The following is a 13673-nucleotide window of genomic DNA, read 5'->3' on the forward strand; positions in this document are numbered from 1 at the left end:
ACGCCGCGATCTTCGCGGGCGTGGTCTCCGGCAGCGGCACGCTGCGCCAGGAAGGCACCGGCACCACCGTGCTGACCGGCGCCAACACCTACACCGGCGGCACCACCATCACCGCCGGTACCTTGCAGCTCGGCAACGGCGGCACCACCGGCAGCATCCTCGGCAATGTCGCCAATGCCGGCACGCTGGCCTTCAACCGCAGCGACACCGTGACCTTCGCGGGCGTCGTCTCCGGCACCGGCGGCGTGCGCCAGGACGGCACCGGCACCACGGTGCTGACCGGCGCCAACACCTATAGCGGCCGCACCCAGGTGAATGCCGGCATCCTGCGCGCCGGCGCCACGAACACCTTCAGCCCGGCCTCCGCGGTCAATGTCGCGGCCGGCGCCGAGCTCGACCTCGCCGGCTTCGACCAGACCGTCGCGGGGCTCACCAATGCCGGCCTGGTCTCGCTGCGCGGCGCGCCGGGCACCCGGCTGACGGTCGCCGGCAACTACGCGGGGCAGGGCGGCATCCTGTCGCTCAACACCTTCCTCGGCGGCGACAATTCGGCCTCCGACCGGCTGGTGATCCAGGGCGGCACCGCGACCGGCGACACGCGCGTCCGCATCACCAATATCGGCGGCCCCGGCGCGGAGACCACCGAAGGCATCCGGGTGGTGCAGGTCGCCAATGGCGGCACCACGACGGCGGGCGCCTTCCGGCTCGACACCCGCGTCGCCGCCGGCGCCTTCGAGTACCAGCTCTTCCGCGGCGGCAGCAGCTCCAGCGACGACTGGTTCCTGCGCTCCTTCTCGCCGCCCGGGACCCCGCTCTACCGTCCCGAGGTCGCGCTCTACGCGCCGATCGCGGCGATCGGTCGGCAGATGGGCCTCGCGACCCTCGGCACCCTGCATGAGCGCGTCGGCGAGGAGGAGAATATCCGCGACCTCGCCGGCGGCAGCGCCTATGGCAACGGCGCCTGGGCCCGCGTCTTCGGGGAGCGCCGGCGCGACCGCTGGAACGGCACCGTCGATGCCAGCGCGGTCGGCAACCTGGTCGGGCTGCAAGCCGGCTTCGACATCCTCCGCACCCAGCCCTATGCCGGCGGCCACCGCGACCATGTCGGCGTCTATGTCGCCTATACCGACTACAACGCACCGAACGTCTCCGGCGTCGCGCTTGCTCAGCAGCAGCGCGTTGGGCGGTTGCTGATGAGCGGCCCGGCGGTCGGTGCCTATTGGACGCATTTCGGGCCGAGCGGCTGGTATGTCGACGCGGTGTTCCAGGCCAATTGGTTCGATGTGATGGCGGCCTCCGACACCAATGGCCGGATGCACACCAGCGGCGTCGGCTATACGGCGTCACTGGAAGCGGGCTACCCGATCCGCTTCGGCCAGGGTTGGCAGATCGAGCCGCAGGCCCAGGTTATCTGGCAGGGCGTCTCCGTGGACCGCACGCGTGACACCTTCTCGCCCGTCGATTGGGACGAAGGAACCGCGGTGACCGGCCGCCTCGGTGCGCGGCTGCAATACACGGCGCGCGACGCGCGCACGCTGTGGCAGCCCTATGCCAAGGTGAACCTGTGGCACGCCTTCTCGGGCACCGACCGGGTCAGCTTCGGCAGCGGCGCGCCGATCGACAACCGCTACGGCGACACCGCGCTCGAAGTCGGCGGCGGCGTCACCGCGCGGGTCAACCAGACCACCAGCTTCTACGCCCATGCCGATTACCGCTGGTCGCTCGACAGCGGGCGCGCCCGCCAGAACGTGGTCCAGGCGTCCGTCGGTATCCGCTTCAACTGGTAGCAGGCGATCGGCGAACGGCCTCCGGTGGGGGCCGTTCGCCTGGGCGGCCTCTCTTCCGCCGCCCTTCCGGTCGCATCGCTCGGACGAGCAGGCCCGGAGGAACAACGCGTCATGACCGAAGCGCGCTCACTGATCTACGACCTCGGCGTCCATCGCGGCGAGGACACGGAATTCTATCTGAAGAAAGGCTTCCGCGTCGTTGCCGTCGAAGCGGATCCGGATTTTTGCCGGGCGGCGGCGGCGAAGTTCGCCGGCCCGGTCGCGGAGGGGCGGCTCGTCATCGTCAACAAGGCGATCGCTCCGCGGCGCGGCCGCATCACCTTTTTCGTGAACCAGGCCGTTCCGGTCTGGAGCACCGCGGATCCCGACTGGGCGGCGCGCAACCAGCGCCTCGGCGCCCCCTCGACGGCGATCACCGTCGATGCCGTGCCGCTCAGCGACCTGATGGCCGAATTCGGCGAGGCCCATTACGTCAAGATCGACATCGAGGGGATGGATCGCACCGCGCTGCAATCCATCGGGGCCACGGCGGCGCGGCCCGACTACATCTCGATCGAATCCGAGAAGGTCTCCTTCGCGAAGCTGCGCGAGGAGTTCGAGACCTTCCTCGAGCTCGGCTATGACCGCTTCAAGATCGTGCCCCAGCATCTGGTCCCGCGGCAGCATCCGCCGGATCCGCCGCTGGAAGGGAGCCGTGCCGAGCATGCCTTCACCAAGGGCGCGAGCGGCCTCTTCGGGGAGGAGGCGCCGGGCCGCTGGATGACCGCGGATGAGGCGATCCAGACCTACAAGCGCATCTTCCTGCTCTATCACCTCGCCGGTGACGAACCGCTCATCCGGAGCTGGATCCTGCTGAAGCTGTTGCGCAAGTTCGGCCTCGGCCGGCGCTGGTACGACACCCACGCAAAGCGCGCGGATCTCGTGGCTGAGCGGTGATGGATCGGGCCGCGATCTCGGACATCATCCAAGGTCACGATTTGCTTACCAAAAATTAAACTTCAAGCAGATGTAACGTCCGTTCCTCATTTCCGCCGGCCTGGGCGTGGCAGGGTCGGCTCGCGCCGGGTGGCCCCACGTCGCCACCCACAGCGTGTCCGTCCCCGTCCGGGGCGCGGGCTGGCCGGGGATTGCAGCATCATGACCTTCCGGAAACGCCCGCCTGCCGGTGGCGCGATGGGTCGTGCCTGCGCGGGGAGGGTTTCTTCATGGTCACGACCACGGGCGCCGCGGTCGCCGCGCCGATCCTCGACATGCTGGTCCGCGAGGGCGCGGCGTCGCGCAGCATCGACCTGACGCAGGTCTTCGGCTTTGACGATCTCACCTTCACCGTCGAGACCTCGAATGGCGAGGTGATCAAGGACGCGCGCATCGACGCCAATGGCGTGCTGACGCTCGACTTCGATGCGCTCGGCCATGCCGATATCCGCGTGAAGGCGACGAATGCCGCCGGCGAGGTCGCCGAGGATTATTTCCGCGTCCGCGTCGCCGGCGAGAATGCCTATACGATCGCGGTCCTGCCCGACACCCAGGACTACACCGATGCGAGCCTGACCAACGGCCCGCCCGAGACCTTCTACGCGATGACGGAATGGCTGGTCGCGAACAAGGAAGCGCACAACATCCAGTTCGTCGTGCATGTCGGTGACATCACGCAGAACAACCTCGCCTCCGAATGGGTGGTGGCGGAGCGCGCGCTGCGCACCCTCGACGGCGAAATCCCCTACTCCCTGCTGCCCGGCAACCACGACCAAGCGCTGGGCGGCAGCGCTGCCGATCACAGCTCGGTCTTCCTCGACAGCCTGTTCTCGCCGGAAAAGCAGCGCGCCACCAATCCCGGCACCTTCGGCGGTGTCTATGACCAGGAGCCGGACAGCAGCCGCAACAACTACCACACCTTCACCGCGCCGGACGGCACCAAGTGGCTGGTGCTGTCGCTGGAATTCGGGCCGCGCGACGACGTCATTCGCTGGGCCGGCGACGTCATCGAGCAGCATCTCGACCACCGCGTCATCCTCAACTCGCATTCGCTGACGAGCTTCGCCGGCCGTCAGGACCCGCTCGCGGCACCGGTCTATGACGAAGGCGCCGGCTATGACTACGGCATGGGCCGCGACCCGCAGGGTGCGAATGACGGCGAGACGATCCATCGCGAGCTGGTGGCGAAATATCCGAACGTCGCCTTCACCTTCTCCGGCCATATCTTCGGCGACGGCGCCGAGACCGATGTCACCACGTCGCAGCACGGCACCCAGACCTTCGAGATGCTGGTCAACTACCAGAACGGCATCTCGACCGAGATCACCGGCAATGGCGACGAGGCGCTCGGCACCCGCGGCGGCAATGGCGCGATCCGCCTGGTCGTGATCGACCCCGAGAACGACACGGTCTCGACCGAGACCTATTTCGTCGCTCTCGGCGACTATCTCGACGGCTACCGCGTCAAGGAGGAGCTCGACCGCGAGGGGCTCACCGGGCCCTATCGCGGCCATCAGGAGGTCTTCGAGAATGTCGACCTGTCGACGCCGGCGCTGCGCGCCCAGGCCGATGCCGGCGACGACCTGACCGCGGTGGCCGCACCCGGCGCCGACAAGGCGGCGATCCGGCTCGACGCGACCGACTCGCTCAACCCGAAGGACGAGACGCTGACCTATCGCTGGCTCGATGCCGGCGGCCGCGAGATCGCGACCGGCGCGACGCCGACCGTCCAGCTCAGCCAGGGGCCGCATGTGCTGACCCTGGTCGCGTTCGACAGCCAGGGCCGCAGCACGAGCGATGAAGTGCGCGTCACCGTCACCGGCGATCGCACCCTGCTGGTCGAGGATTTCGATGACGGCGTGGCAGACGGCTTCGCGCGCCCGGCATCCGAGGAACTCGTGACCGTCGGCACCGCGGCGGAGTTCGGCATCCCCGCGCTGCCGGGCGGCACCGACGGCGTGCTCGAGGTGCCGGCCTTCGGCCCGACGGAATCGCTGCTGCTCAGCCCGAATCTCGGCGCGCCGGTCGGCACGCTGGTGCGCTCCTATTCGCTCGTCTTCGACATCCTGGTGCCAGCCGGGCAGGGGAGCTGGACCTCGCTCATCCAGACCGATACCGGCAATGCGAGCGACGGCGAGCTGTTCATCCGCAACAACGGCAATGGCACCGGCGGCATCGGCATCGGCGGCAACTATCCGGGCGCTTTCCAGTACGGGCAGTGGCAGCGCGTCGCCTTCACCTTCGCCGAGCAGCCCGACGGCTCGGTCACCCTGACGAAATACATCGAGGGGGCGAAGGTCGGCAGCCAGACGGTCTCCGGCGACCGCTTCGCCCTCGATGTCGGCCGCGGCGCGCTGCTCTTCTCCGACGAAAGTGGCGAGACGTCGAAGCTCTATGCCTCCAGCGTGCTGGTCACCGACAAGGTCTACACCGAGGCCGAGATCGCGACGCTCGGCGGTGCCAAGGCCGGTGGCATCGCGGCGATGCCGCCGACCCCGCTCTCGACCCAGTTCGATTTCTCGAACGGCTCGCTAGCGCCGAGCTTCGGCACCGCGTCGCTCGGCGCGGGCGGCGGCGGGGATCTCGGCAGCTTTCTGGTCAAGGGCACGGTCTTCTCGCGGCCGGATGGCGGCGCCGGGCTCGAAGCGCCGGAAGGCGCGCTCTATGACCAGTCCGACGCCGAGGACAACCTGCTCGTCTATGGCGAGGAGGCGGCGCTCGGCTGGAAGGACTACGTCCTCGACGCCACGCTGAAGTCGATGGACAATGACGAGATCGGCCTGGTCTTCTACTTCCAGGACATCGACAACCACTACCGCTTCACGCTGAACGGCGAGACCAATGAGCGGAAGCTGGTCAAGGTCTCGGGTGGCGTCGAGACGGTCCTCGCCTCGGACGCGTCTGGCTACCGCTTCAACACCAATCTCGAAGCTCGGATCGCGGTGGTCGATGGCGAGATCACGGTGCTGCTCGATGGGCGCGACGTCTTCGGCGGCCCGGTGATCGATGCGACCGATCCGCTGGAAGGCGGTACCATCGGCGTGATCTCGAGCGAGCAGCGCAGCTCGGTCTTCGACAATATCCACGTCACCGAGGTCGCGCTGACCGCGGTCGCCGGCGCTGACCAGCGCATTACCGACTTTGACGGCGATGGCTCGGTGCGCGTGCTGCTCGATGCCGGCTCCAGTTTCGGCCCGGACGCGATCGTCAAATACCGCTGGAGTGTCGACGGCAAGGTGGTGGCGACCGGCGCCGAGGCCGAGATCCGGCTCAAGACCGGCACCGAGCAGGTCGCGCTGACCGTGACCGACGCCGCCGGCAAATCCGCGACGGATGTGGTCGAGATCGAGGCCGTGGCGCAGGCGGATGTGCTGCTGCGCGAGGGCTTCGGCTCGGCCCGCGCACTGCAGGACTGGACCATCGTCGATGAGGGCGAGACCGACGGACTCGGGGCTGACGGCACCCGCTCGAACTGGGTCATCACCCGCGACGGGCTGACCCAGACCTCCGACCTGCAGAGCCGCCAGCTCACCTGGAACGGTGCCAGCAACCCGGATCTCTGGCAGCGCGGCTGGAGTCCGCTCGGTGACGGCGTCAACGTGCTGCGCAAGGGCACCTATGCGGTCTACGACGACCCCGAGGCGGCGTCCTGGACCGACTACTCGGTCGAGATGAATGTAAAGACCGCCGACAATGACGCGCTGGGTCTGCTCTTCCACTATCAGGACGAGAACAACTACTACAAGCTGGAGCTCGACGCCGAGGGTGTGCTGAACCGCAATCCCGGCGATCCCGCGAAGGGCAGCTTCTTCCATCTGATCCGCATGAAGGACGGTGTCGAGGAGCTGCTCGGCCAGGTGCCGCGCCGCTACGAGACCGGCGAGAGCTTCAACCTCCGGCTGGACATCGATGACGGCCGCATCCAGGCCTTCATCGACGGCGAGGCGATCTTCTCCGGCCCCATCACCGACCATGGGCTCGAGGCCGGTACCATCGCGCTCTATTCCTGGGGCAGCGAAGGCGTCTCCTTCGACGATGTCACGGTACTGAACCTCGCCGAGGTGGTGCCGGACTTCGTCTATTCGCATGGCATGGGTCAGGATGGGCCGATCGCGACTGAAGCGCAGGTCGATGGCTTCATCGATATCGACCGCGACGCCAGGGTCGCGGGCCAGGAGGTCACGCTGGTCGAGCAGACCGGCACCTGGAACGCGATCAAGAACATCCGCTTCGACGCCGCTGCCTATGAAGCCGGCATGGACACCAACTACGTGTTCATGAACTTCGTCGATGCCCGCCTCGACTTCAGCCAGGCCGAGGAGGACCTCGCCGTCACTGTGGTCGGCCTGAAGCGTGGCACGATCAGCGGCGGCGCTGGCGATGACGCGATCACCGTCGTCGCTCACAGCAATGACGGCAATGCCGGCACCGAGATCGTCATCGACGGCCTCGGTGGCGATGACGCGATCGAGGTGACCTCGGCCAAGGCTTCGACCCTCGACAACAAGCTGCTCGCCGACAATGACGTGCGCGGCAATGGTCGGCTCTGGAACAAGCAGTATGACGGCCACTTCACCAAGGCGGTGGTCGATGGCGGTGAGGGCGACGACGAGATCGTCGCGCGTGACGCCGTGACGCTGCAGGCCGATGGCGGCGCGGGCGATGACGCGATCGAAGGTGGGGCTGGCGATGACGTCCTCATCGGCGGCGCGGATTCGGATGTCCTGACCGGTGGCGCCGGCCGCGACCGCTTCGTCTTCGATGCCACCTCCGGCGTGGATGCGATCACCGATTTCAGGGCCGGCCGCGGGTTTGGCGACGTGATCGAGTTCCAGGGCCTGTTCGGCAGCTTCCAGGAACTGCGCGCCACGGCGCACCAGACCGCCGCAGGGGTCGTCATCGAAAGCGAGGACTTCAGCCTCCTGCTCGAAGACGTGCGCCTGTCGCGGCTCGTCGAGGATGATTTCATCTTCGGCTGACGCGATCGCGGCGGCGCCATCGGCGTGTGAGGCGAAGGGCGGCATCCTGGGTGCCGCCCTTCCGCATTCAGGGCCGGAGGATCACTCAATCGACATAGCCGAACGCCACGCCGGGCTCGGCCGCGGTCTCCACCCAGACGCTCTTGGTCTGGGTATAGGCGAGCAGCGCCTCGCGGCCGGAGGAACGGCCGAAGCCGCTCCGCCCGAAGCCGCCGAAGGGCGAGGCGACGTTGATCGTCTTGTAGCTGTTGATCCAGAAGGTGCCGGCGCGCACTGCGGCCGCCACGCGATGCGCGCGGCCGACATCCTGCGTCCAGACCGCGCCGGCGAGGCCGTAGGGCGTCGCATTGGCCAGCGCGACGGCCTCCTCCTCCGTGTCGAAAGGCAGCACGGCGAGGACAGGTCCGAAGATCTCCTCGCGCGCGATGGCCGCGTCCGGCGCCACGCCGTCGAGAATGGTGGGCGCGTAGAAGAAGCCGCCGGTGCCACGGAGCGCCTCGGGGCAGCCGCCGCCGGTCGCGATCCGCGCGCCGGCCGCGGCCGCCGCCGCGACCATGCCGCCGATTCTGTCGAATTGCCGGCGATTGTTGATCGGGCCGATCTGGGTCCGCGGATCGGTCGGCTGGCCGAAGGGGATCAGCGCCGCGACCTGGGCCAGCCGTTCCACGAACTCCGCATGGATGGCGCGCTCGACCAGCAGACGGGACCCCGCGACGCAGCTCTGCCCGGCACCGCCGAAGATCGCCGCCTGCGCGCCGAGCAGCGCCCGGCGAGGATCGGCATCGGCGAAGACGATATTGGCCGATTTGCCGCCAAGCTCGAGGATGCTCGGCACGATGTTGCGCGCGGTGGATGCTGCGATCTGCGCGCCGGTCTCGGCCGAGCCCACGAAGACCACGAGGCGGGTGTCGCGATGCCCGACCGCGGCGGCGCCGGCGGTCGGGCCGGCGCCGGCCAGCACCGAGACCAGCCCGCGCGGCATGCCCGCCGCCTGGTCGGAGAGCGCGGCCAGCGCCAGCGAGGTGAGGGGCGTCAGCTCCGAGGGTTTCAGCACCACCGCATTGCCGGCTGCGATCGCCGGCGCGATCTGCCAGCCGGCGGTGAAGATCGGCGCATTCCAGGGGGTGATCTGCACCACCGTGCCGAAGGGCTCGGGGCGCGTGTAGTTCAGGTGGCTGGTCGGCACCGGGATCACGTCGCCATGCAGCTTGTCGGCCCAGCCGGCATAGTATTCGAACATCTCCGCGACCTTCGCGACCTCGCCCCTCGTGTCGCGGATCGGCTTGCCGGCGGAGAGCGTCTCCAGCTCCGCCAGCGCATCGGCATGCTGCCGCACCAGGCGCGCCACGTCCCAGATCGCGCGGCCGCGCGCGGCGGCGGTCATCGCCCACCAGGCGCGCTGCGCAGGGCCGGCCGCCGCCATCGCCGCATCGACCACCGCGGCATCCGCATCGGCGAAGCTCAGGATCACGCGGCCATCCGCAGGATTGACCAGGTCCAGCATGGCCCCGCCGCCCGGCAGGATCGCGCCGGCGACGAGGCTGCCGACCCGGCCGCCGGGCAGCAGCGCGGCCAGCAATTCAGCGATGCGGGCGGCGGCATCGGTGCGGGGGGCGCCATCGGGCATCGCGGTCATCCTTGCTGCGCGCGGTAATCGGCCATGCGGGTGAAGTCGTCGCCATCGGCGATGCGGTCGCGCGTCTCGGCCCAGAGCCGTGCGACATGGGCGGAAAGCGGCAGCTCGCTGCCGGTCGCCGCCGCGAGCTCCAGCGCCAGGCGCACATCCTTGCGCATCAGCCCGGCGGAGAAGCCGCTGTCGAAGCTGCCCGGGAGGATCCAGCGCGGCATCATCACCTCGCTGATCGCGCTGCGGCCGGTCGCGGCATTGACGACGCGAAGCGCATCTTCCGCGGCGAGGCCCGCGGCTTCCGAGAGCCGCATCGCCTCGCCGGTCGTGATCAGATGCGCGGCGACCAGCAGGTTGTTGACGAGCTTGGCGATATTGCCGGCGCCGGAGGGGCCGACATGCACTGCCTTGGCCGAGAGCGCCGCGATCACCGGCGCGGCGAGAGCGAGATCCGCGTCGCTGCCGCCGATCATCATGGTCAGCGTGCCCTCCGCGGCGCCGATGGGGCCGCCGCTGACGGGGGCATCGAGCAGGCCGTGTCCTGCCGAGGCGAGCCGCGCCGCGAGCCGGCGCGAGGTGCCGGGGTCGGAGGTCGAGGTGTCGATCACCACCACCTTGCGGTCGGCGCGTTCCAGCAGCCCGCCCGATGCCGTCACCACCGCTTCGACATCGCGGGCGAGGGGCAGGGAGAAGACCAGCGCATCGGCGCCCTGAAGCACATCCATCAGGCTCTCGCGGAAGCCGATGCCGGCGGCTTCCGCCGCGCCGCGCCGCGCTGCGTCGATGTCGTGGCCAAGCACCGTAAAGCCGGCCCGCGCCAGCGTCGCCGCCATGCCGAGCCCCATATTGCCGAGGCCGACGACGCCGACCGTGCCGATATCCATCCCGTGCCTGCCGCTGCTGCAACCTTGCTCAGGATCGGGGCCGGCAAGCGTTGCGAACAAGCAGGGATTTAAGAACAGTGCGTTGCCGCACCGGCAACGGCATCAATGGGCAGCGCCGAAGGCCAGCAGCCGCGCACCGAGCCAGGCCGCCATCCGTTCCGCAGCTTCCGGCAGGGTGCGGCCGGCCTTCACGACCAGATGCGCGGCGGCATGCGACAGGAGCGGATCGACCAAGCGGATCGCGGCCAGCCGGCCTTCCCGCAGTTCCGGCGCGGCGGCGAATTCGGGAAGAAAGGCGACGCCCATGCCGGCCAGCACGAAGCGCCGCTGCAGCTCGAAGGATCCGGTCTCCAGGCGCATCGTGAGCCGGAAGCCGCCATCCGCTTCGACGCGGCTCAGCATCTGCCGGACGCCATGCCCGGGCGGCAGCAGCGCCGCGGGGAGTGCCGCGAAAGCCTTGAGCCGGGCAGAGCGGCGCGCGCGGGCGAGCGAGTGATCCGGCAACAGGATTGCGGCCAGCGATTGACGGACCATGGCGGCTGAACGCAGTCCGGGCCGGGATGCAGGGTTGTAGGCAAGGCCGAGATCTGCATCGCCTTCCGCCACCGCGTCCAGGATCCCCTCCGTCGTGCCCAGCGTAACCTTGCAGGCGATCCCGGGATGGGCCGCGGTGAAGCCGGCAAGCCCGTTGTCGAGCAGGTCCGTCAGGAAGCCGCCGCCGCAGCAGAGCCGGACGGTGCCGTCCTCCGCGCCGCGCAGCCGGCGCAGCCGATCCTCCAGCAGCGCCGCGTCATCTTCCTGCCGTTCCGCATGCGCGGCGACGATGCGCCCGGCCTCGGTCGGCACCACGCCGCGCGGCAACCGCTCCAGCAGGGGGCTGCCGCAATCGAGCTCCAGCTCGGCGATCTGCCGGCTGACGGCGGAGGCCGCGACATGGAGCGCCTCCGCCGCGCCGCGGATCGACCCGGCACGGATCACGGCGAGGAAGTAGCGGAGCCTGCGGTCGGTCATCGACGGGGAGACTGTCCCGGCGCGACCCGCGCCGCAACGGGCAGCACCCATCCGTTCTTCGATCGCGCCGGAGCGGCGCGCGGCTCGGATCCTCAGTTGGGCGTCACCCGGTAGGCACGCTCCACCTCCCCGGCGACCTGGCCGCCGCCGCGGAGGATGCGGTCGCGCAGGCCGGTCAGCGCCGCGATCCAGCTCCGCTGCTGCGGGATCTTCCCGAAGGTGGCCACCAGGATGTCGCGCGCCCGGGAGACGCCGCGCGTGTAGAATGCCGGTTTGCCGCCGATGTATTCGAAGCCGAATTCGCGCGCCCCGTATTCGGGCAAGGTACCGTTCTCCGGCGTCTCGATCGCCTGGACGACGAAGTAGGTTTCGGGCCGCGACGTCGCGGTCCCGAAGCCGGGGGATTGCTGGACGGTCATGACGGTGCCGTTGTCCGGGCCGATCAGGTTGATGTCGTAGATATCGCCGATGCTGGGCGGCTGGCCGCGGCTGCGCCGCGAGAAGAGATTGATGGCGTTGAAGCTGCCATGGCTCACTGCGTCATTCGGGCTGTCGGCGAAATGCTCGATGATCTGCTCCGGCGTTTCACCCGATGGCATCCGGGCGACGAGGATCCGGTATTCGTCGCAGATGGTGGAGTAGGCGCCGCCGGAGAGAGGCTGCGCGCTGGCGCCGGCGGCGGCGAGGTGGCGCATGATGCCTTGATCGGCGAGCCAGGCTTCCCCGGAGAGCCGCGCCCAGCTTTCTTCCTTGGTGGACATGGAACTTCCCTGTGTGGAGTGCGTGTTCCGAAAATCGGCCGCATCGGCAGCGTGGCATCGCGGGTTCATCGCCGCTGTTCCGTGCGGAACAGATCATCGGCACATGTCGCTGCGCGAGAGGCAGCACCGCCCTGTGTGGCGCAACGGGCGTCGTTCCATGGCAGATTGGCCTTCTGGCAAGCCGCCGCGTGAGAGCGGCGTGCGCCGCATCGGGAGAGCGCCATGACCGCCGAGCAGCCCATCGAGTTCTGGTTCGACTTCGCCTCACCCTATGCCTGGCTGGCCTCGGCGCAAATCGATGCGCTGGGCGCGCGCTGCGGCCGGGCGGTGGTCTGGCGGCCGATGCTGCTCGGCGTGGTGTTCCGCGAGACCGGCATGACGCCGCTCGCCGATCAGCCGATGCGCGGCGCCTATGCGCGGCGCGACGTGGCGCGGCTGGCGCATCGCCTCGGGCTGCCCTTCGCCACGGTCTTCGCGCCGGTCGGCGTCTCCCTCACCCTGGGCCGGATCTTCTACGCGATCGCCGAGGCCGCACCGGCGGAGACGCCGCGTTTTGCACGCGCGGCCTTCGAGGCGAGCTTCGGGCGTGGCGAAGATCTGTCGGATGTGGCGGCGGCGCGCGCCTTCGCCCGGCGGCTGGGGCCCGCGGCGGGTGAGGCCGCGGAGGCCTCCGAAGCGCAGGCGGCGCGGGTCGGGCTGCGCGAGGCGACGGCAGAGGCGATCCGCCGCGGCATCTTCGGCGCGCCTTTCTTCCTGGTCGGCGATGAGCCCTTCTGGGGCCAGGATCGGATGCCGCTGCTGGAGAGCTGGCTCAAGGGGGAGTGAGGCGCTGGATGTCCGGCGGCGTCATCCGCAGCCCGGCGACGGTCTCCTGCTCGGGCCGGCTGAGGAGAGGCGCCGCGGCATCCCCGGCCTGGAGGACGATGTTGCGGCGGAGCGTCGCGGCGCTGTTGATGCCGCCGCCATGCAGCACCTTCGGATGGATCAGCACGAGGTCGCCCGGCTCGCAGCAGGCGAGGACCGCATCACCCGGAGCCGGCGGGGCAGCGCGGCCCGCCGCGAAGAGCACGCGCGCCTCCGCATCCCCGATGCGGTGGGAGCCGGGGATGAAGGCAGTGGCGCCGCCTGCTTCCGTCATGCCGTCGAGGCAGAGCATGGCGCGCAGGAAGCGCGAGCTCTCCGGGCAGGCGTAGCGGTTGGGAAAGTCGCGGTGCCAGCCGATCGCGCGCCCGAAGCCCGGATGCTTGATGGTGACGTTCATGAAATGCGCCACCACCGCGCGCGCGCCGAGCGCCTCCTGCACCGCGGCCAGGATCCCGGCCTCGCCGAGGAGGGTGAGGAAGATCGAATCGAAGGCCGGCGGATCGCCCAGGATGAAGATCGCATCGCCGACCGCCGCCGCGGTGGCGCCGCCGCGGTTCTCCGCGGGCAGATCGCGTTCGAAGGTGAGGCGCTCGAGGAGGGGCGGCGGCAGATCGGGAACCGAAGCCTGCACCCGCTCCACCGCGCGACGGAGCGCCAGGATGCGGGCTGGCGGCACCGCCCCGCGGACCACGCAGAAGCCATCCCGCGCATAGGTAGCCCTCTCCGACATCGCCATGGCCTGAAGCCTCCCATTTCCTGACATGCTGCGGGGGCGGCGGCGGTCC

At 69.5% G+C, this 13673-nt stretch carries 9 protein-coding genes; 4 read left to right on the forward strand and 5 right to left on the reverse strand.

The annotated features are described in order from the left end of the window. The 3 genes from GXW71_RS18745 to GXW71_RS35215 all read left to right on the forward strand — a co-directional run. The coding region (locus tag GXW71_RS18745) for an autotransporter family protein (RefSeq protein ID WP_211854085.1) at positions 1 to 1787 on the forward strand (1787 nt) is incomplete at its 5' end. A gap of 111 nt (positions 1788 to 1898) precedes the next feature. After that, entirely contained in the window at positions 1899 to 2723 is an 825-nt protein-coding gene (locus GXW71_RS18750) for an FkbM family methyltransferase (protein WP_211854086.1), read from the forward strand. 269 nt (positions 2724 to 2992) lie between these two features. Next, entirely contained in the window at positions 2993 to 7741 is a 4749-nt protein-coding gene (locus GXW71_RS35215; RefSeq protein WP_281417386.1) for a metallophosphoesterase, read from the forward strand. An 85-nt stretch (positions 7742 to 7826) separates the two neighbouring features. Here GXW71_RS35215 and GXW71_RS18760 read toward each other — a convergent pair whose 3' ends face one another. The 4 genes from GXW71_RS18760 to GXW71_RS18775 all read right to left on the reverse strand — a co-directional run bounded on the left by GXW71_RS18760 (position 7827) and on the right by GXW71_RS18775 (position 12024). Next, on the reverse strand, positions 7827 to 9368 hold the full coding sequence (locus GXW71_RS18760) for an aldehyde dehydrogenase family protein (protein WP_211854087.1): 1542 nt from the start codon (positions 9366 to 9368) through the stop codon (positions 7827 to 7829). A 5-nt stretch (positions 9369 to 9373) separates the two neighbouring features. Beyond that, on the reverse strand, positions 9374 to 10252 hold the full coding sequence (locus GXW71_RS18765; protein ID WP_211854088.1) for an NAD(P)-dependent oxidoreductase: 879 nt from the start codon (positions 10250 to 10252) through the stop codon (positions 9374 to 9376). A 102-nt stretch (positions 10253 to 10354) separates the two neighbouring features. Further along, positions 10355 to 11263, reverse strand: coding sequence for a LysR family transcriptional regulator (locus GXW71_RS18770; RefSeq protein ID WP_211854089.1), 909 nt, complete (start codon positions 11261 to 11263; stop codon positions 10355 to 10357). Positions 11264 to 11355: 92 nt separating this feature from the next. Beyond that, positions 11356 to 12024 (reverse strand): hypothetical protein, encoded by a 669-nt coding sequence (locus GXW71_RS18775; RefSeq protein WP_211854090.1) that lies wholly within the window; start codon positions 12022 to 12024, stop codon positions 11356 to 11358. 222 nt (positions 12025 to 12246) lie between these two features. On the opposite strand from GXW71_RS18775, the gene GXW71_RS18780 reads away from it, so the two are divergent. After that, on the forward strand, positions 12247 to 12849 hold the full coding sequence (locus GXW71_RS18780; protein WP_211854091.1) for a 2-hydroxychromene-2-carboxylate isomerase: 603 nt from the start codon (positions 12247 to 12249) through the stop codon (positions 12847 to 12849). On the opposite strand, the gene GXW71_RS18785 is transcribed toward GXW71_RS18780, so the two are convergent. Next, complete coding sequence (locus tag GXW71_RS18785) at positions 12836 to 13624, reverse strand: phytanoyl-CoA dioxygenase family protein (protein ID WP_211854092.1); 789 nt, start codon at positions 13622 to 13624, stop codon at positions 12836 to 12838. The two genes, GXW71_RS18780 and GXW71_RS18785, sit on opposite strands and share 14 nt — an antisense overlap. Positions 13625 to 13673 lie beyond the last annotated feature (49 nt).

Source organism: Plastoroseomonas hellenica (genome assembly GCF_018129085.1).
GTDB lineage: Bacteria > Pseudomonadota > Alphaproteobacteria > Acetobacterales > Acetobacteraceae > Plastoroseomonas > Plastoroseomonas hellenica.